16 protein-coding genes are annotated in these 18059 nt (G+C 59.5%); 13 read left to right on the forward strand and 3 right to left on the reverse strand.

The window, feature by feature from the left end; genetic code table 11:
- Window positions 1-83: 83 nt before the first annotated feature.
- Together tsr and hpaR are read right to left on the reverse strand one after the other, a co-directional pair.
- Window positions 84-1748 (reverse strand): methyl-accepting chemotaxis protein, encoded by a 1665-nt coding sequence (tsr, locus tag A3466_RS12160; RefSeq protein WP_063450753.1) that lies wholly within the window; start codon window positions 1746-1748, stop codon window positions 84-86.
- A gap of 83 nt (window positions 1749-1831) precedes the next feature.
- Window positions 1832-2272, reverse strand: a complete 441-nt coding sequence (hpaR, locus tag A3466_RS12165) for a homoprotocatechuate degradation operon regulator HpaR (RefSeq protein ID WP_063450754.1) — start codon at window positions 2270-2272, stop codon at window positions 1832-1834.
- Between the two features lie 268 nt (window positions 2273-2540).
- Here hpaR and hpaG point away from each other — a divergent pair, with 268 nt between their 5' ends.
- From hpaG to yjiA, 13 genes are all read left to right on the forward strand, one after another.
- Window positions 2541-3818, forward strand: a complete 1278-nt coding sequence (hpaG, locus tag A3466_RS12170; RefSeq protein WP_063450755.1) for a 4-hydroxyphenylacetate degradation bifunctional isomerase/decarboxylase — start codon at window positions 2541-2543, stop codon at window positions 3816-3818.
- Window positions 3815-5281 carry a 5-carboxymethyl-2-hydroxymuconate semialdehyde dehydrogenase gene (hpaE, locus tag A3466_RS12175; RefSeq protein ID WP_063450756.1) on the forward strand — a complete coding sequence of 489 codons (1467 nt, stop codon included), beginning with the start codon at window positions 3815-3817 and terminating at the stop codon, window positions 5279-5281. The genes hpaG and hpaE overlap by 4 nt, the downstream gene beginning before the upstream one ends.
- Before the next feature lie 2 nt (window positions 5282-5283).
- A complete protein-coding gene (hpaD, locus tag A3466_RS12180; RefSeq protein WP_041911312.1) occupies window positions 5284-6135 on the forward strand; it encodes a 3,4-dihydroxyphenylacetate 2,3-dioxygenase in 852 nt (283 codons plus the stop codon).
- Between the two features lie 9 nt (window positions 6136-6144).
- Window positions 6145-6525: a 5-carboxymethyl-2-hydroxymuconate Delta-isomerase gene (locus tag A3466_RS12185; RefSeq protein ID WP_063450757.1), complete on the forward strand. Its 381-nt coding sequence runs from the start codon at window positions 6145-6147 to the stop codon at window positions 6523-6525.
- Window positions 6526-6625: 100 nt separating this feature from the next.
- Window positions 6626-7429, forward strand: a complete 804-nt coding sequence (hpaH, locus tag A3466_RS12190; protein ID WP_045259529.1) for a 2-oxo-hept-4-ene-1,7-dioate hydratase — start codon at window positions 6626-6628, stop codon at window positions 7427-7429.
- Between the two features lie 10 nt (window positions 7430-7439).
- Window positions 7440-8234, forward strand: a complete 795-nt coding sequence (hpaI, locus tag A3466_RS12195) for a 4-hydroxy-2-oxoheptanedioate aldolase (RefSeq protein WP_063450758.1) — start codon at window positions 7440-7442, stop codon at window positions 8232-8234.
- 21 nt (window positions 8235-8255) lie between these two features.
- On the forward strand, window positions 8256-9599 hold the full coding sequence (hpaX, locus tag A3466_RS12200; RefSeq protein WP_063450759.1) for a 4-hydroxyphenylacetate permease: 1344 nt from the start codon (window positions 8256-8258) through the stop codon (window positions 9597-9599).
- Window positions 9571-10461 carry a 4-hydroxyphenylacetate catabolism regulatory protein HpaA gene (gene hpaA / locus A3466_RS12205; RefSeq protein WP_063450760.1) on the forward strand — a complete coding sequence of 297 codons (891 nt, stop codon included), beginning with the start codon at window positions 9571-9573 and terminating at the stop codon, window positions 10459-10461. Before hpaX ends, hpaA begins: the two co-directional genes overlap by 29 nt.
- A gap of 195 nt (window positions 10462-10656) precedes the next feature.
- Complete coding sequence (gene hpaB / locus A3466_RS12210) at window positions 10657-12219, forward strand: 4-hydroxyphenylacetate 3-monooxygenase, oxygenase component (RefSeq protein ID WP_063450761.1); 1563 nt, start codon at window positions 10657-10659, stop codon at window positions 12217-12219.
- A gap of 17 nt (window positions 12220-12236) precedes the next feature.
- On the forward strand, window positions 12237-12746 hold the full coding sequence (locus A3466_RS12215; protein WP_063450762.1) for a 4-hydroxyphenylacetate 3-monooxygenase reductase subunit: 510 nt from the start codon (window positions 12237-12239) through the stop codon (window positions 12744-12746).
- A 283-nt stretch (window positions 12747-13029) separates the two neighbouring features.
- On the forward strand, window positions 13030-15183 hold the full coding sequence (locus tag A3466_RS12220; RefSeq protein WP_063450763.1) for a carbon starvation CstA family protein: 2154 nt from the start codon (window positions 13030-13032) through the stop codon (window positions 15181-15183).
- A gap of 65 nt (window positions 15184-15248) precedes the next feature.
- Entirely contained in the window at window positions 15249-15452 is a 204-nt protein-coding gene (locus A3466_RS12225; protein WP_003856610.1) for a YbdD/YjiX family protein, read from the forward strand.
- Window positions 15453-15462: 10 nt separating this feature from the next.
- Window positions 15463-16416, forward strand: a complete 954-nt coding sequence (yjiA, locus tag A3466_RS12230) for a GTPase (RefSeq protein WP_063450764.1) — start codon at window positions 15463-15465, stop codon at window positions 16414-16416.
- Between the two features lie 51 nt (window positions 16417-16467).
- Here the strand turns inward: yjiA and A3466_RS12235 are convergent, their stop codons facing one another.
- Entirely contained in the window at window positions 16468-17826 is a 1359-nt protein-coding gene (locus tag A3466_RS12235) for an esterase-like activity of phytase family protein (protein WP_063450765.1), read from the reverse strand.
- Window positions 17827-18059 lie beyond the last annotated feature (233 nt).

Genomic DNA, 18059 nt, shown 5'->3' on the forward strand with positions numbered 1-18059 from the left:
TGCGCTTACCGGGCCTACAAAAAACGCGTTCCCACACCGTAGGCCGGGTCAGGCGTAGCCGCCACCCGGCAAACCGTACGCGATCAGAACGTTTCCCAGTTATCACCCGCATCTGCGGTCGCCGGTTTACGCGCTATCACCGGTGCGGCAACGCTTTTCGCGGAGGCGAACTCGCGCGCCTTCATCTGCTCCTGCTGAATACGGAACACCGCAACGGCCTGCGTCAGACGGCTCGCCTGCTCTTCCAGTGCCGCCGCCGCCGCCGCAGACTCTTCCACCAGCGAGGCGTTCTGCTGGGTCACGCGATCCATCTCCGCCACCGCCAGGCCGACCTGGTCGATACCGCGGCTCTGCTCGTCAGACGCAGAGGCAATCTCGCCCATGATGTCCGTCACGCGGGTAACCGCATTCACGATTTCACCCATGGTTTCACCGGCGCTTTCCACCAGCGTTGAACCCACTTCCACCCGGCCAACGGAGTCCTCAATCAGGCTCTTGATCTCGCGCGCCGCCTGGGCGCTACGCTGCGCCAGGTTTCGCACTTCACCCGCAACCACTGCGAAGCCGCGGCCCTGCTCGCCCGCACGCGCCGCTTCTACCGCCGCGTTCAGCGCCAGAATGTTGGTCTGGAAGGCAATGCCGTCGATTACGCTGATAATATCGGCAATCTTCTGCGAACTACCGGCGATGTCGCGCATGGTCTGCACCACGTTATCCACCACTTTACCGCCTTTTTGCGCCGTCTCAGAGGCGCTCAGCGCCAGGTTGCTCGCCTGACGGGCGTTCTCGGCGTTCTGCTTCACGGTGGCAGTCAGCTGTTCCATGCTCGCCGCTGTCTCTTCCAGAGAGGCAGCCTGCTGCTCGGTACGGGATGAGAGATCGTTATTACCCATCGAGATCTCGCTCGCGCCGCTGTAAATGGCGTTTGCGCCGTTACGCACGTCACCCACGGTACGCACCAGTTCACCCTGCATATGGCGCAGGGAGTCGGCCAGCTCGCCCATCTCGTTGGAGCCTTCCACGTCGATGCGCTTCACCAGGTCGCCGCTGGCGATATGACGAATGCTGTCGATCAGACGGTTCAGCGGCGATATCAGCGCCTGCTTAATGCCCAGCCAGACGGCGACAATCACCACCAGCACGGCAACCAGCACGCTAATCAGCACCCAGATAGCCTGGCGGTAAGAGCTGTTGCTGTCTTCAACCGCGGTCTGGTACAGCGCGTCGTTCTGTTGCAGGTAGGCGACGTACTGCTTCTCAAAGCCGTCCTGATAGCTCTGGGTCGGCTGGTCGAAGAACGCATTGATCTTGCCTGCCCCCAGCAGCTGGATCAGCTCGGCCAGCGCGCCGTGGTAGATATCGTAATTACGTTTAATCTCCAGCGCCGCAGCGTCGCTCTGACGCGGGTCGCGCGGCAGCGCTTCGTAATCCGCCCAGTTTTTTTCCGCCTGCTTCAGGGACGCAGACGCAATTTGCATCAGCTCGGCGACGGTAGAGCCGCTGCCGATATTGTTCTGATCCATCATGTAGCGGATACCCGCACGGTTCAGGGTATTACGGGTTTGCAGCAGCGCCACCCAGCTACCGTTCAGGGTGGATTGTTGCTGTCGAATGGTTTGCAGGACGGTGAAATTCTCTTTGTCATGCTTCAGGGCATTGAAGAAAAGACCACCGGACGTGAGTTGTAAAAGGCCAAATATCGCTAAAACCAGCAGTAAGCTGGTGACAATCTTGATTCGGTTTAACATGTTTTCTCTTTCCTCAGGCAGATACAGAATATTCGGCCTGGCATGAGAAAACTTTACGAAAATCATCCTGGAATTTAGGGTTTTTACGCTTCGTCCCGCGCGGCGATATGTCGGTTTCCGAGTTCAATAAACTCTTCCAGCAGCGCTGTGAGCTGCTTCATCTTCTCCGGCGTATATTCCGCCTCAATCTGCTGGTACGCCTCTTCCACCTGCGCCTGAGCACGCTGGTACAGCGCGTTACCTTCTTTCGTCAGCGACACGTACAGCTTGCGCTGGTCGTTCACAGGCTTTAAGCGCAGCACCAGACCGTCGCGCTCCATGCGCGTCAGAATGCCGGTCAGGCTCGGGCGCAAAATGCAGGTGCGAAACGCCAGATTGTGAAAATCCATGGAGGGATGCTCGGCCAGCACGCGGACGATACGCCACTGCTGCTCGGTCAGATTATGCTGCTTCACTATCGGGCGGAAGTAGCCCATCGCCGCTTCACGTGCCTGCAACAGCGCGATGGTTAATGAATCATGCATAGCCTTCCCCTTACATCATTAACAAGTAAACAATTCAAAACAGATGCTTTTATCAACAGCACGTTTTTACCTAAAAAGTCTAACAGAAACAACGCGATTTTTATAATGCATTGATTCAATGATACATTTACCTGTTCATGTAAATTTATTGTTACTCATATCACAAATTATTCACTTCTGATTGCGAAACGTTCGGCAAAAGCATAAAACCAGATCATTAACATATTAATGAAATCCAAACCGGATATCCGGTCTGAGGAGTATGGGAATGAAAGGTACTGTTTTTGCCGTGGCGCTAAACCACCAGAGCCAGCGTGCTGCCTGGGCAGAGGCGTTTGAAAAAGCCCCCTATAACGTGCCGCCAAAAACGGCGGTGTGGTTTATCAAGCCACATAACACCGTTATCCGCGCAGGCGAACCGATTCCTTTTCCGCAGGGGGAAACGGTGTTAAGCGGTGCGACGGTGGCGCTGGTGGTGGGAAAAACCGCCAGCAAAGTACGCGCTGAAGAGGCGGCGGCGTACATCGCCGGGTATGCGCTGGCCAACGAAATCAGCCTGCCGGAGGAGAGCTTTTATCGCCCGGCCATTAAGGCCAAATGCCGGGATGGATTTTGCCCGCTCGGCGAGCCTGTCGCCGTTGATAACGTGGACAACCTGACTATCATCACCGAGATCAACGGCCGCGAAGCGGACCACTGGAACACCGCCGATTTGCACCGCAGCGCTGCCGAACTGCTGAGCGCCCTGAGCGAATTCGCCACCCTCAACCCCGGCGATACGATATTGCTCGGCACGCCGCAAAGCCGCGTGGAGATCCGCCCGGGCGATCGGGTACGCATTCTTGCAGAAGGTTTCCCGCCGCTGGAAAACCCGGTAGTGAACGAGCGCGACGTCGCCCTTGCCCACCGCACGCCTGAACACGCCACGCTGTTCGCCCTCGGTCTTAACTACGCCGATCATGCCAGCGAGCTGGACTTCAAACCGCCCACCGAACCGCTGGTGTTTATCAAAGCGCCGAACACCTTTAACGGCGACAACCAGACCTCGGTGCGCCCGAACAATATCGAATACATGCACTACGAGGCGGAGCTGGTGGTGGTTATCGGTAAAACCGCGCGTAAGGTGAGCGAAGCCGAGGCGATGGATTACGTTGCGGGCTATACGGTCTGCAACGACTACGCCATCCGCGACTACCTGGAAAACTACTACCGCCCGAACCTGCGGGTCAAAAGCCGCGACGGATTAACCCCCATCAGCCCGAACATCGTGCCAAAAGAAGCCATCCCTGACCCGCACAACCTCCGTCTTCGCACTTACGTCAACGGCGAACTGCGTCAGGAAGGCACCACCGCCGATCTCATTTTCAGCATTCCTTACCTGATTGCGTATCTGAGCGATTTTATGACCCTACAGCCGGGCGACATGATCGCCACCGGCACGCCGAAGGGGCTGTCCGACGTGGTGCCGGGCGATGAAGTGGTGGTGGAAGTGGAAGGCGTGGGCCGCCTGGTGAACCGGATTGTCAGCGAGGAGACAGCAAAATGAAAAAGATTAACCACTGGATCAACGGTAAAAACGTCGCCGGAAGTGAGTACTTCCACACCACTAACCCGGCCTCCGGCGAGGTATTAGCAGAAGTCGCCTCCGGCGGTGAAGCGGAAATTCATCAGGCCGTTGCCGCCGCTAAAGAGGCGTTCCCGAAATGGGCCAACCTGCCGATGAAGGAGCGCGCGCGCCTGATGCGTCGCCTGGGCGAACTGATTGACCAGAACGTGCCGGACATTGCCGCAATGGAAACCGCCGACACCGGCCTGCCGATCCATCAGACCAAAAACGTGCTCATTCCGCGCGCCTCGCACAACTTCGAGTTTTTCGCTGAGGTGTGCCAGCAGATGAACGGCAAAACCTACCCGGTCGACGACAAGATGCTCAACTACACGCTGGTGCAACCGGTGGGCGTCTGCGCGCTGGTGTCGCCGTGGAACGTGCCGTTTATGACCGCCACCTGGAAGGTCGCGCCGTGCCTGGCGCTGGGCAACACCGCGGTACTGAAGATGTCTGAACTCTCGCCGCTGACCGCCGACCGACTGGGCGAGCTGGCGCTGGAGGCGGGCATTCCGGCGGGCGTGCTGAACGTGGTGCAGGGCTACGGGGCGACGGCAGGCGACGCGCTGGTGCGCCACCACGACGTGCGCGCCGTCTCCTTCACCGGCGGCACCGCCACCGGGCGCAACATTATGAAAAACGCCGGGCTGAAGAAATATTCCATGGAGCTGGGCGGCAAATCCCCGGTGCTGATTTTTGAAGATGCGGACATCGAGCGCGCGCTGGACGCCGCGCTGTTCACCATCTTCTCCATCAACGGGGAGCGCTGCACCGCGGGCTCGCGCATCTTCATCCAGCAGAGCATTTACCCGGAGTTCGTCAAACGCTTTACCGAACGCGCCAATCGCCTGCGCGTGGGCGATCCGACCGATCCGAACACCCAGATTGGCGCGCTCATCAGCCAGCAGCACTGGGAGAAAGTCTCCGGCTATATCCGCCTCGGCATCGAGGAAGGCGCCACCCTGCTGGCGGGCGGCCCGGACAAACCGACGGATCTGCCTGCACACCTGAAAGGCGGCAACTTCCTGCGCCCGACGGTGCTGGCGGACGTCGACAACCGCATGCGCGTGGCGCAGGAGGAGATCTTCGGGCCGGTGGCCTGCCTGCTGCCGTTTAAGGACGAGGCGGAAGGCCTGCGTCTGGCGAACGACGTGGAGTACGGCCTGGCGTCGTACATCTGGACCCAGGACGTCAGCAAGGTGCTCCGTCTGGCGCGCAGCATTGAAGCGGGCATGGTGTTCGTGAACACCCAGAACGTGCGCGACCTGCGCCAGCCGTTTGGCGGCGTGAAGGCCTCCGGCACCGGGCGCGAAGGCGGCGAATACAGCTTTGAAGTGTTCGCGGAGATGAAGAACGTCTGCATCTCCATGGGCGACCATCCGATTCCAAAATGGGGGATCTGACAATGGGCAAGCTAGCGTTAGCGGCAAAAATCACCCACGTACCGTCGATGTATCTTTCCGAGCTGCCGGGGAAAAACCACGGCTGCCGCCAGTCGGCCATCGACGGGCATAAAGAGATCAGCAAGCGCTGCCGCGAGCTGGGCGTGGACACCATCATCGTGTTCGACACCCACTGGCTGGTGAACAGCGCGTACCACATCAACTGTGCGGATCATTTTTCGGGCGTCTACACCAGCAACGAGCTGCCGCACTTTATCCGCGACATGACCTACGACTACGACGGCAACCCGGAGCTCGGGCAGCTGATCGCCGACGAAGCGGTGAAGCTCGGCGTACGTGCCAAGGCGCACAACATCCCGAGCCTCAAGCTGGAGTACGGCACCCTGGTGCCGATGCGCTACATGAACGCGGATAAGCACTTCAAAGTGATCTCCATCTCGGCGTTCTGCACGGTTCACGACTTCGCCGACAGCCGCAGGCTGGGCGAGGCCATCGTCAGCGCCATCGAAAAGTACGACGGCACCGTGGCGGTGCTCGCCAGCGGCTCGCTGTCGCACAGGTTTATCGACGACCAGCGCGCCGAGGAAGGAATGAACAGCTACACCCGCGAGTTTGACCGCCAGATGGACGAGCGCGTGGTCAAGCTGTGGCGTGAAGGCCAGTTTAAAGAGTTTTGCAGCATGCTGCCGGAGTATGCCGACTATTGCTACGGCGAGGGCAACATGCACGACACGGTGATGCTGCTGGGGATGCTGGGCTGGGATAAATACGACGGCAAGGTGGAGTTCCTCACTGAGCTGTTCGCCAGCTCCGGCACCGGCCAGGTTAACGCCGTTTTCCCACTGCCCGCTTAAGGAGTCGTTATGCCGCACTTTATTGCTGAATGTACCGACAACCTCCGCGCGCAGGCCGACCTGCCGGGGCTGTTCGCCAAAGTGAACGAGGCGCTGGCCGCCACGGGGATCTTCCCGCTCGGCGGCATTCGCAGCCGCGCCCACTGGCTGGACACCTGGCAGATGGCGGACGGTAAGCATGATTACGCCTTTGTGCATATGACGCTGAAGATCGGCGCGGGCCGGAGCCTGGAGAGCCGGGAAGCCGTGGGGGAGATGCTGTTTACGCTGATCAAAACCCATTTCGCGGCGCTGATGGCGGAGCGCTATCTCGCACTGTCGTTCGCCATGGAAGAACTCGATCCGACGCTCAACTACAAACAAAACAACGTGCACGCGTTGTTTAAGTAGCCGTCTGCTCGCCCGGTGGCGCTTCGCTTACCGGGCCTACAACGGCCAAGAACGTAGGCCGGGATCGCTATGCGCCACCCGGCAAAAACAGGATATCGCCATGCTCGATAAACACACCCATACCCTGATCGCCCACCGCCTGCATCAGGCGGAACAGTCCCGGGAGCAGATCCGCGCGATCTCGCTGGAGTACCCGGAGATCACCATCGAAGACGCCTACGCCGTACAGCGCGAATGGGTGAGCCTGAAAATTGCCGAAGGCCGCGTGCTGAAAGGCCACAAGATTGGCCTCACCTCGAAAGCGATGCAGGCCAGCTCGCAGATTAGCGAGCCGGACTACGGCGCGCTGCTGGACGACATGTTCTTCCACGACGGCAGCGACATCCCCGTCGATCGCTTTATCGTCCCGCGTATCGAAGTGGAGCTGGCCTTCGTACTGGCAAAACCGCTGCGCGGCCCGAACTGCACGATCTTCGACGTTTACAACGCCACGGACTACGTCATCCCCGCGCTGGAGCTGATCGACGCCCGCTGCCACAACGTTGATCCGGAGACCCAGCGCCCGCGCAAGGTGTTCGACACCATCTCCGACAACGCCGCCAACGCCGGGGTGATCCTCGGCGGTCGTCCGATTAAGCCCGACGCGCTGGATTTGCGTTGGATCTCCGCCCTGCTCTACCGCAACGGCGTGATCGAAGAGACCGGCGTCGCCGCGGGCGTGCTTAACCACCCGGCGAACGGCGTGGCGTGGCTGGCGAACAAGCTCGCGCCGTACGACGTGCAGCTTGAGCCCGGACAAATCATCCTCGGCGGCTCGTTTACCCGTCCGGTTGCCGCCAGCAGAGGCGACACCTTCCATGTTGACTACGGCAACATGGGCTCCATCAGCTGTCGCTTTGTATAAGGAGGCGACCATGCAAAACGCATTCAAAGCGGCGCTGAAGGCGGGCCGCCCGCAAATCGGTTTATGGCTGGGGCTGACCAGCAGCTATAGCGCAGAGCTGCTGGCCGGGGCCGGTTTTGACTGGCTGCTGATCGACGGCGAGCACGCGCCGAACAGCGTGCAGACCGTGTTAACTCAGTTACAGGCTATCGCCCCCTATCCCAGCCAGCCGGTAGTGCGCCCGTCGTGGAACGATCCGGTGCAGATCAAGCAGCTGCTGGACGTGGGGGCGCAAACCCTGCTGGTGCCGATGGTGCAAAACGCTGACGAGGCGCGGCTGGCGGTAAGCGCCACCCGCTACCCGCCTGCGGGCATTCGCGGCGTCGGCAGCGCCCTGGCGCGCGCGTCGCGCTGGAACCGCATCCCGGACTATCTGCATCAGGCTAACGACGCTATGTGCGTGCTGGTGCAGATCGAAACCCGCGAGGCGCTGAAAAACCTGCCGCAGATCCTGGACGTGGAAGGCGTCGACGGCGTGTTTATCGGCCCGGCGGATCTGAGCGCCGATATGGGCTTTGCCGGCAATCCGCAGCACCCGGAGGTGCAGGCCGCCATCGAGCAGGCGATCGCGCAGATCCGTGCGGCGGGCAAAGCGCCCGGCATCCTGATGGCGAATGAACAGCTGGCGAAACGCTATCTCAGCCTCGGCGCATTGTTTGTGGCGGTCGGCGTGGATACCACCCTGCTCGCCCGCAGCGCCGAAGCGCTGGCGGCCCGCTTTACCGACGTCATCACAGCAGTTGATAACAATAAATCCGTCTACTAAACGTACGATGTGGAGCGCAACATGACGACCTCAACCCTGCATAATAAAGATGTAGAACATCGCGCAATAAATAAGCTGTTCCGTCGTTTGATCGTGTTTCTCTTTATCCTGTTTGTTTTCTCGTTTCTCGATCGCATCAACATCGGCTTTGCCGGGCTGACGATGGGCAAAGATCTGGGCCTCACGTCGACCATGTTTGGCCTGGCCGCGACGCTGTTTTACGTCACCTACGTGCTGTGCGGGATCCCCAGCAACATCATGCTGGCGAAGGTCGGCGCACGCCGCTGGATCGCCGGGATCATGGTGGTGTGGGGCATCGCCTCTACCTGCACCATGTTCGCCACCAGCCCCGAAACGCTTTACGTCCTGCGCATGCTGGTGGGCATTGCCGAAGCCGGTTTCCTGCCGGGGATTTTGGTCTATCTCACCTGGTGGTTTCCGGCCTATCACCGCGCCCGCGCCAACGCGCTGTTTATGATCGCCATGCCGGTGACCATGATGCTTGGCTCGATCCTCTCCGGGTATATTCTGGCGATGGACGGGCTGTGGAACCTGAAGGGCTGGCAATGGCTGTTTCTGCTGGAGGGGTTGCCGTCGGTGGTGCTCGGCGTGGTGACCTGGTTTTACCTCAACGACACGCCGGATCAGGCCACCTGGCTGGATGAGGACGAAAAGCAGGCGCTGAAAACGATGATCGCGCGCGAGCAGGAGGTCGCCATCGCCCAATCCGTCACGCCGCGATCGACGCTTCGTGAGGTGCTTACGCCCGCCGTGCTGCTCTACACGCTGGCCTACTTCTGTCTGACCAATACGCTGAGTGCGATCAACATCTGGACGCCGCAGATCCTGCAAAGCTTCAACACCGGCAGCAGTAATATCGTGATTGGCCTGCTGGCGGCGATCCCGCAGTTTTGTACCATCCTCGGGATGATCTGGTGGAGTCGCCGCTCCGACAGGCTGAAAGAGCGAAAAAAGCACACCATCCTGCCGTACCTGTTTGCAGCGGCGGGATGGATGCTGGCCTCCGCGACCGATCACAGCCTGATCCAGCTGCTTGGCATCATCATGGCCTCAACCGGATCGTTTACCGCCATGGCGATATTCTGGACCACGCCGGATCGGGTTATTAGCCTGCAATCCCGCGCGGTGGCGCTGGCGGTGATCAACGCCATCGGTAACGTCGGATCCGCCGTCAGCCCGCTGCTGATTGGGATCCTGCGCGACGCGACCGGCAGCTTCAGCTCCGGGCTGTGGTTCGTGGCGGGTCTGCTGGTGGTCGGCGCGCTGGTGCTGACGCGCATCCCGATGACGCAGCGGGTTCAACAGAGGAACGAGCATGTGCCAGAGCCCTATCGCCAACATTGATATCAGCAAGGAGTACGACGAAAGCCTGGGCACCGACGACGTGCACTATCAGTCGTTCGCGCGCATGGCGGCCTTTTTTGGTCGCGACATGCAGGCGCACCGTCACGACCAGTACTTTCAGATGCACTTTCTCGACACCGGGCAGATTGAGCTCCAGCTCGACGACCACCGCTATTCGGTGCAGGCGCCGTTGTTTGTGCTGACGCCGCCGTCGGTGCCGCACGCGTTTATCACCGAATCCGACAGCGACGGGCACGTGCTGACGGTGCGCGAGGATCTCATCTGGCCGCTGCTGGAGGTGCTCTACCCCGGCACGCGGGAAGCGTTCGGCCTGCCGGGGATCTGTCTGTCGCTTGCCGACAAGCCTGACGAGCTGACGGCGCTGAAGCACTACTGGCAGCTCATCGCCCGGGAATCCACGGCGCAGCTGCCGGGCCGTGAGCATACGCTGGTCCTTCTGGCGCAGGCGGTCTTTACCCTGCTGCTGCGCAACGCGAAGCTCGACGACCACGCGGCCAGCGGCATGCGCGGCGAGCTGAAGCTGTTTCAGCGCTTTACCCAGCTGATCGACACCCACTATCACCAGCACTGGACGGTGCCGGAATACGCCAGCGAACTGCACCTCACCGAATCCCGCCTGACGGACATCTGCCGCCGCTTCGCCAACCGCTCGCCGAAACGGCTGATCTTCGACCGGCAGCTGCGCGAGGCCAGGCGTCTGCTGCTGTTTTCCGACAGCGCGGTCAGCGAGATTGCCTGGCAGCTGGGATTTAAAGATCCGGCCTATTTCGCCCGGTTTTTCAGTCGCCTGACGGGCTGCTCGCCCAGCGCGTATCGGGCGCAGAAAGTACCGGTTTCCTGAGCGCATCGCGGTCTGTAGGGCGGGTAAGCGCAGCGCCACCCGCCAAAAACCCGCACAGATCACAAATCCCAATCCCGCCCGAAAAGTACCCGCCGTTGTCCCAATCGTCCCTTCACGTTCCGCCCCTCTCACGCTTCAATTAAACAACAAAAACAAAACATAAATTTAACAATCATCTTCCGATACGAGGTCCCTATGAAGCCTGAAGATTTCCGCGCTGATACCAAACGTCCGTTAAACGGCGAAGAGTATTTAAAAAGCCTGCAAGATGGCCGTGAGATTTATATCTACGGCGAGCGCGTTAAGGACGTCACTACCCACCCGGCATTTCGCAATGCGGCGGCGTCCATCGCCCAGATGTACGACGCCCTGCACAAGCCAGACATGCAGGATACGCTGTGCTGGGGCACCGACACCGGCAGCGGCGGCTACACCCACAAATTTTTCCGCGTGGCGAAAAGCGCCGACGACCTGCGCCAGCAGCGCGACGCCATCGCCGAGTGGTCGCGCCTGAGCTACGGCTGGATGGGGCGCACGCCGGACTACAAAGCGGCGTTCGGCTGCGCGCTGGGAGCGAACCCTGCCTTCTACGGTCAGTTCGAGCAGAACGCCCGCAACTGGTACATCCGCATTCAGGAAACCGGCCTGTACTTTAACCACGCCATCGTCAACCCGCCGATCGATCGCCATAAGCCGGCGGACGAGGTGAAGGACGTTTACATCAAGCTGGAGAAAGAGACCGACGCCGGGATCGTTGTCAGCGGCGCGAAGGTGGTGGCGACCAACTCGGCGTTGACCCACTACAACATGATCGGTTTTGGCTCCGCGCAGGTGATGGGCGAAAACCCGGACTTCGCGCTGATGTTCGTCGCCCCCATGGACGCCGAAGGGGTGAAGCTGATCTCCCGCGCCTCGTACGAGATGGTGGCAGGCGCAACCGGCTCCCCGTATGACTATCCGCTCTCCAGCCGCTTCGACGAGAACGACGCCATTCTGGTGATGGATCACGTGCTGATCCCGTGGGAAAACGTGCTGATTTACCGCGATTTTGACCGCTGCCGTCGCTGGACGATGGAGGGTGGCTTCGCCCGTATGTACCCGCTTCAGGCCTGCGTGCGCCTGGCGGTGAAGCTCGACTTCATCACCGCCCTGCTGAAGAAATCCCTGGAGTGCACCGGTACACTGGAGTTTCGCGGCGTGCAGGCGGATCTCGGCGAAGTGGTGGCGTGGCGCAACATGTTCTGGGCGTTGAGCGACTCCATGTGCTCCGAAGCGACGCCGTGGGTAAACGGGGCGTACCTGCCTGACCACGCGGCATTGCAGACCTACCGCGTGATGGCGCCAATGGCCTACGCGAAGATCAAGAACATCATCGAACGCAACGTGACCTCCGGGCTGATCTACCTGCCGTCCAGCGCGCGGGACCTGAACAACCCGCAGATCGACCAGTATCTGGCGAAGTACGTGCGCGGCTCCAACGGGATGGATCACGTCGAGCGCATCAAGATTCTGAAACTGATGTGGGACGCCATCGGCAGCGAATTTGGCGGTCGCCACGAGCTGTACGAGATTAACTACTCCGGAAGCCAGGACGAGATCCGCCTGCAATGCCTGCGTCAGGCGCAAAGCTCCGGCAACATGGACAAGATGATGGCGATGGTTGACCGCTGCATGTCCGAGTACGACCAGCACGGCTGGACCGTGCCGCACCTGCACAACAACACTGATATCAACATGCTGGATAAGCTGCTGAAATAACGCAGCGGGAGGTTTCAATGCAATCTGAAGAACGCCTGCGTTTTCGCGACGCGATGGCCAGCCTGTCGGCGGCGGTCAATGTGGTCACCACCGAGGGCGACGCCGGTCGCTGCGGTATTACCGCCACCGCGGTCTGTTCGGTAACGGATACTCCCCCCTCGGTCATGGTCTGCATCAACGCCAACAGCGCCATGAACCCGGTCTTTCAGGGCAACGGCAAACTGTGCGTGAACGTGCTGAACCACGAGCAGGAGATCATGGCCCGCCACTTTGCCGGGATGACGGGCATGGCCATGGAGGAGCGCTTTGCGCTCTCCTGCTGGCAGAAAGGCCCGCTGGCGCAGCCGGTGCTGAAAGGCGCGCTGGCAAGTCTGGAAGGGGAGATAACCCAGGTGCAAACTATCGGCACCCATCTGGTCTATCTCGTGGAAATAAAAAACATCATTCTCAGCAGCGAGGGGCACGGCCTGATCTACTTCAAACGCCGTTTCCACCCGGTGATGATGGAGATGGAAGCCACGGTTTGATCCGATTGCACAAAAAGCGCTGCGTTTCCGCACAGGCGTGAACGGCCACGCCCCGAAGCGCCAGATTATCCTTAGTGATCTCAATCACATATTTCTTTCCGCCGGGGGTGAGCCTTAACCACTCGCCCCCGCTTTTGACCGCTCACGCATCGCTTTCAACCACTCACCCATTTACCGTGCTTTACGCGCGCGGGGATCTGGCACGATCGCTCCAGCATTAATCAATACCTCCTCACAACGAACCCTGACCCTTTTTTCTTTACATAAAAAACCAGGTCTTACTATGGATACTAAAAAACTACTCAAGCACGTGCCCTGGGCCTTACTCGGGATCCTCGGTGCTTTCTGTCTGGCGGTTGTCGCATTGCGCCGGGGCGAGCACGTCAGCGCCCTGTGGATCGTGGTCGCGTCGGTTTCTGTCTACCTTGTGGCTTATCGCTACTACAGCTTATACATCGCGCAAAAGGTCATGAAGCTCGACCCGACGCGCGCCACCCCGGCGGTCATTAACAATGACGGTCTGAACTACGTGCCAACCAACCGCTACGTGCTGTTTGGTCACCACTTTGCCGCCATTGCAGGCGCGGGTCCGCTGGTCGGTCCGGTGCTGGCCGCCCAGATGGGCTACCTGCCGGGTACGCTCTGGCTGCTGGCGGGCGTGGTGCTGGCGGGGGCGGTGCAGGACTTTATGGTGCTGTTTATCTCCTCGCGCCGTAACGGTTCGTCGCTGGGCGAGATGATCAAAGAAGAGATGGGCCGCGTGCCGGGCACTATTGCCCTCTTCGGCTGCTTCCTGATCATGATCATCATCCTCGCGGTGCTGGCGCTGATCGTGGTGAAAGCGCTGGCCGAAAGTCCGTGGGGCGTCTTCACCGTCTGCTCGACCGTACCGATTGCGCTGTTCATGGGCATCTACATGCGCTTTCTGCGCCCGGGCCGCGTGGGCGAAGTGTCGGTCATCGGTATCGTGTTGCTGGTCGCCTCGATCTACTTCGGCGGCGTGATTGCGCACGATCCGTACTGGGGCCCGGCGCTGACCTTCAAGGACACCACCATCACCTTCGCGCTGATCGGTTACGCGTTCGTTTCCGCCCTGCTGCCGGTATGGCTGATTCTGGCTCCGCGTGACTACCTGGCAACCTTCCTGAAAATCGGCGTGATCGTCGGGCTGGCGATCGGGATTGTGATCATCAACCCGGAGCTGAAAATGCCGGCGGTGACCCAGTACATTGACGGTACCGGTCCGCTGTGGAAAGGCGCCCTGTTCCCGTTCCTGTTTATCACCATCGCCTGCGGCGCCGTTTCAGGCTTCCATGCGCTGATCGCTTCCGGCACCACGCCGAAGCTGATGGCCAACGAAACCGACGCGCGCTTTATCGGTTACGGCGCGATGCTGATGGAGTCCTTCGTGGCGATCATGGCGCTGGTAGCGGCGTCGATTATCGAGCCAGGCCTGTACTTCGCGATGAACACGCCACCGGCGGGTCTCGGCATCACCATGCCAAACCTGCATGAGATGGGCGGCGAAAATACCGCGCTGATCATGGCCCAGCTGAAAGAGGCCAGCGCACACGCGGCGGCAACCGTCAGCTCCTGGGGCTTTGTGATCTCGCCTGAGCAGATCATGCAGACCGCGAAAGACATCGGCGAACCGTCCGTACTGAACCGTGCCGGTGGCGCGCCGACGCTGGCAGTAGGTATCGCACACGTGTTCCACAAAGTGCTGCCGTGGGCGGACATGGGCTTCTGGTACCACTTCGGTATTCTGTTCGAAGCGCTGTTCATCCTGACCGCGCTGGACGCCGGTACCCGTGCAGGCCGCTTTATGTTGCAGGATCTGCTGGGCAACTTCGTGCCGTTCCTGAAGAAAACCGACTCTCTGGTGGCGGGTGTTCTGGGTACGGCGGGCTGCGTAGGCCTGTGGGGTTACCTGCTGTATCAGGGCGTTGTAGACCCGCTGGGCGGCGTGAAAAGCCTGTGGCCGCTGTTCGGCATCTCTAACCAGATGCTCGCAGCCGTAGCTCTGGTGCTGGGCACCGTTGTTCTCGTGAAGATGAAACGCACCGAATACATCTGGGTGACCGTGGTTCCTGCGCTGTGGCTGCTGCTCTGCACCACCTGGGCGCTGGGTCTGAAGCTGTTCAGCACCAACCCGCAGCTGGAAGGCTTCTTCTTCATGGCTAACCAGTACAAAGAGAAGATTGCCGCAGGCGGCGCGGATCTGACCGCGCAGCAGATTGCCAACATGAACCATATCGTGGTGAACAACTACACCAACGCGGGTCTGAGCATTCTGTTCCTGGTGGTGGTGTACAGCATTATCTTCTACGGCATCAAAACCTGGATGAAAGTGCGCAACGCCGAAGGCCGTACGGATAAAGAGACCCCGTACGTGCCGGTGCCGGAAGGCGGCGTGAAGACCTCTTCCCACCATTAATTAAGCCTGTCACTGTAGGCCCGGATCGCTGCGCGCCGCCGGGCTTTTTCTTATCAGGATGCATTATGTTTGGTAACTTAGGCGAAGCAAAAAAATACCTCGGTCAGGCGGCGAAGATGCTGATTGGCATTCCGGACTATGACAACTACGTTGAGCATATGAAGACTAACCATCCGGATAAGCCGTACATGACCTACACCGAATTCTTCCGCGAGCGTCAGGAAGCGCGCTATGGCGGAAGTGGAGAAGGCGGCGTCCGCTGCTGCTAAAGGAGAGACCATGACCCCGATTGCCGTTACCCTGCTGACCGGTTTCCTCGGCGCCGGTAAAACCACCCTGCTGCGCCACATCCTGAACGAGCAGCACGGCTTCAAAATCGCCGTCATCGAAAACGAATTTGGCGAAGTCTCCGTTGACGATCAATTAATCGGAGACCGCGCCACGCAAATCAAAACCCTGACCAACGGCTGCATCTGCTGCACCCGATCTAACGAGCTGGAAGACGCCCTGCTGGACCTGCTCGACAGCCGCGATCGCGGTGACATCGACTTCGACCGCCTGGTGATCGAGTGCACCGGCATGGCCGACCCCGGCCCGATTATTCAGACCTTTTTCTCGCACGATATTCTTTGCCAGCGCTACCTGCTGGACGGGGTGATTGCCCTGGTAGACACGGTCCACGCCGACGAGCAGATGAACCAGTTCACCATTGCCCAGTCCCAGGTGGGCTACGCCGACCGCATTCTGCTGACCAAAACCGACGTGGCAGGCGACAGCGAAAAACTCCGCGAGCGCCTGACGCGCATTAACTCGCGCGCGCCGATTTACACGGTAACGCACGGCGATATCAACCTGTCACAGCTGTTCAATACCAACGGCTTTATGCTGGAAGAGAACGTCACCACGAAACCGCGCTTCCACTTTATGGGAGACAGGCAAAACGACGTGGCGTCGATTGTGGTGGAGCTGGACTACCCGGTGGACATCAGCGAAGCCTCCCGCGTGATGGAGAACCTGCTGCTGTCGTTTGCCGACAAGCTGCTGCGTTACAAAGGGATGCTTTGGATCGACGGCGAACCGAACCGCCTGCTGTTTCAGGGCGTACAGCGCCTGTACAGCGCCGACTGGGATCGCCCATGGGGCGATGAAGCGCCGCACAGCGTGATGGTGTTTATTGGAATACAGCTGCCGGAAGAGGAGATTCGGGCGGCGTTTGCGGGGCTGAAGAAATAACCGCACCGAACAATCCCCTCTCCCCTTTGGGGAGAGGGGTAAACCCAGGTACTATTTCAACGCCTCCGGCAGCGTCACAATCCACAGCTCGCTGTCAGATTCCGGCTTCTTCAGCGGCGTCACGCTGAGCGTAGTCTCCACCGGTTTATCATCCAGCGTCAGCTTGCCTTCCGCGTTTACCCGATAATCCTTCAGCTTCTTGCCCTCGACCGGGTTCTGCATCGCGACCTTCACGCCAAAGTCGTTATCGTTCGCCACCGCAAGTCGTTTGCCGTCGATCAGCGCCAGCCCTTCGGCCTTTTCCTGCTGCCAGCCCAGAGCACGCAGATCGACGACCTGCGTTTTTGCAGCAAGGGTAATGCCGCGCTGCGCCAGGGTTTTCTCATCATCAAACTCCGGGTACTCGCCCGGCTTGTCGAAGGCGGTCAGGTCGCTCGCTTTGCTCAGATCCACCTTGTAGATGAGGTTACGCATCGCGTCGTTTTTATCCTCACCCTGTTCAATCAGCAGGATAGTGTGGTTATCCAGCGCCACGATATCGCCGATTTTAGCGTCGCTGTTTTTGCTGTAGGCCGCGCTGTCAACGGGGTAACCGTACATCGCGGTTTTCCCGGTCGCCGGATCGAAGCTAACCAGACGCGTAAACAGCGCCTGCTTTTTGCTCTTACCGTCGATATCCAGCGTGCTTTGCACGGCGGCGATAATACGCCCGTCCGGCATTCGGGTCAGGCCCTCAAAGCCACGGTTCGCCTGGCGCCATTTGATGATGTTTGGCAGACCGCCCGCAATGGATTTCTCCCCTTCCGCCGCCTGCGGGCCGTGGATCGCGAGGATTTTCCCTTTGCTGTCGATATTGATCAGGAACGGACCATACTCATCGCACAGCCAGTAACCGCCCTTCCCGTCCGGCGTGATGCCTTCCGTATCCAGACCGCGGTTATCGCCTTTGAGCACGTTTAAGGTGTCGCTGAACGCCACTTCATTGGTCGAGCCAATCACGCCGCTTTCCAGCGGCAGGCCGTTAATTTCGCCTTTATCATCATGCAGCGGGCGGGCATCCACGGCCTCCGCTTTGCCGTTCTGGACGCGGATGGACATCAGCAGCGGAGCGAAATCCGGCGTAACAAAAATTTTGGCTTCGTTTTTGCCTTTCTTTGGCGCGTCGGCGTTTGGACCGCGATCGGTCACGGTCACGAAGGTCAGGGTATCGCCCTGCTTGCCGGTGAACAGCAAACCAGAACCCACCCCCACAGGAAGCCCGTTCGGAAACGCGCTGGCAAACGCACCGCTGTATTTGACATGCGAGCCTTCGGGGAAGCTGACGACGTAGCGCTCCGCGGTTGGCTGTCCCGCCAGGGCAGAGAAAGAGAGCGCACAACCGATTAGCACAGGAATGATTTTTCTTTTCATATTGTTAGCATCCAGTAAGTGAAGCCAACAACGTAATGAAGAAACGTGTCAGAAAAATGACATGTAAAGGCAGCGGATCGGCAAAGAAATACGTATAGCAGTCACCAGAAATGTAAACCTCTGTCTTTATCTGTGACAGCTGAAATATTTTTGGAAATTATTAGAAACTTAATTAATTCACCTCAAACGGCTTTCTTCACCTCGTTCATTAAACGTTTAGCCAACAATATAAA

The sequence above is a fragment of the Enterobacter genomosp. S genome (genome assembly GCF_001631805.1).
Lineage (GTDB): Bacteria > Pseudomonadota > Gammaproteobacteria > Enterobacterales > Enterobacteriaceae > Enterobacter > Enterobacter quasihormaechei.

Bases quoted from the DNA above. Each gene is read 5' to 3' on its own strand.
- tsr (WP_063450753.1), bottom strand. From the start codon at position 1,748: ATGTTAAACCGAATCAAGATTGTCACCAGCTTACTGCTGGTTTTAGCG.
- hpaR (WP_063450754.1), bottom strand. From the start codon at position 2,272: ATGCATGATTCATTAACCATCGCGCTGTTGCAGGCACGTGAAGCGGCG.
- hpaG (WP_063450755.1), top strand. From the start codon at position 2,541: ATGAAAGGTACTGTTTTTGCCGTGGCGCTAAACCACCAGAGCCAGCGT.
- hpaE (WP_063450756.1), top strand. From the start codon at position 3,815: ATGAAAAAGATTAACCACTGGATCAACGGTAAAAACGTCGCCGGAAGT.
- hpaD (WP_041911312.1), top strand. From the start codon at position 5,284: ATGGGCAAGCTAGCGTTAGCGGCAAAAATCACCCACGTACCGTCGATG.
- A3466_RS12185 (WP_063450757.1), top strand. From the start codon at position 6,145: ATGCCGCACTTTATTGCTGAATGTACCGACAACCTCCGCGCGCAGGCC.
- hpaH (WP_045259529.1), top strand. From the start codon at position 6,626: ATGCTCGATAAACACACCCATACCCTGATCGCCCACCGCCTGCATCAG.
- hpaI (WP_063450758.1), top strand. From the start codon at position 7,440: ATGCAAAACGCATTCAAAGCGGCGCTGAAGGCGGGCCGCCCGCAAATC.
- hpaX (WP_063450759.1), top strand. From the start codon at position 8,256: ATGACGACCTCAACCCTGCATAATAAAGATGTAGAACATCGCGCAATA.
- hpaA (WP_063450760.1), top strand. From the start codon at position 9,571: ATGTGCCAGAGCCCTATCGCCAACATTGATATCAGCAAGGAGTACGAC.
- hpaB (WP_063450761.1), top strand. From the start codon at position 10,657: ATGAAGCCTGAAGATTTCCGCGCTGATACCAAACGTCCGTTAAACGGC.
- A3466_RS12215 (WP_063450762.1), top strand. From the start codon at position 12,237: ATGCAATCTGAAGAACGCCTGCGTTTTCGCGACGCGATGGCCAGCCTG.
- A3466_RS12220 (WP_063450763.1), top strand. From the start codon at position 13,030: ATGGATACTAAAAAACTACTCAAGCACGTGCCCTGGGCCTTACTCGGG.
- A3466_RS12225 (WP_003856610.1), top strand. From the start codon at position 15,249: ATGTTTGGTAACTTAGGCGAAGCAAAAAAATACCTCGGTCAGGCGGCG.
- yjiA (WP_063450764.1), top strand. From the start codon at position 15,463: ATGACCCCGATTGCCGTTACCCTGCTGACCGGTTTCCTCGGCGCCGGT.
- A3466_RS12235 (WP_063450765.1), bottom strand. From the start codon at position 17,826: ATGAAAAGAAAAATCATTCCTGTGCTAATCGGTTGTGCGCTCTCTTTC.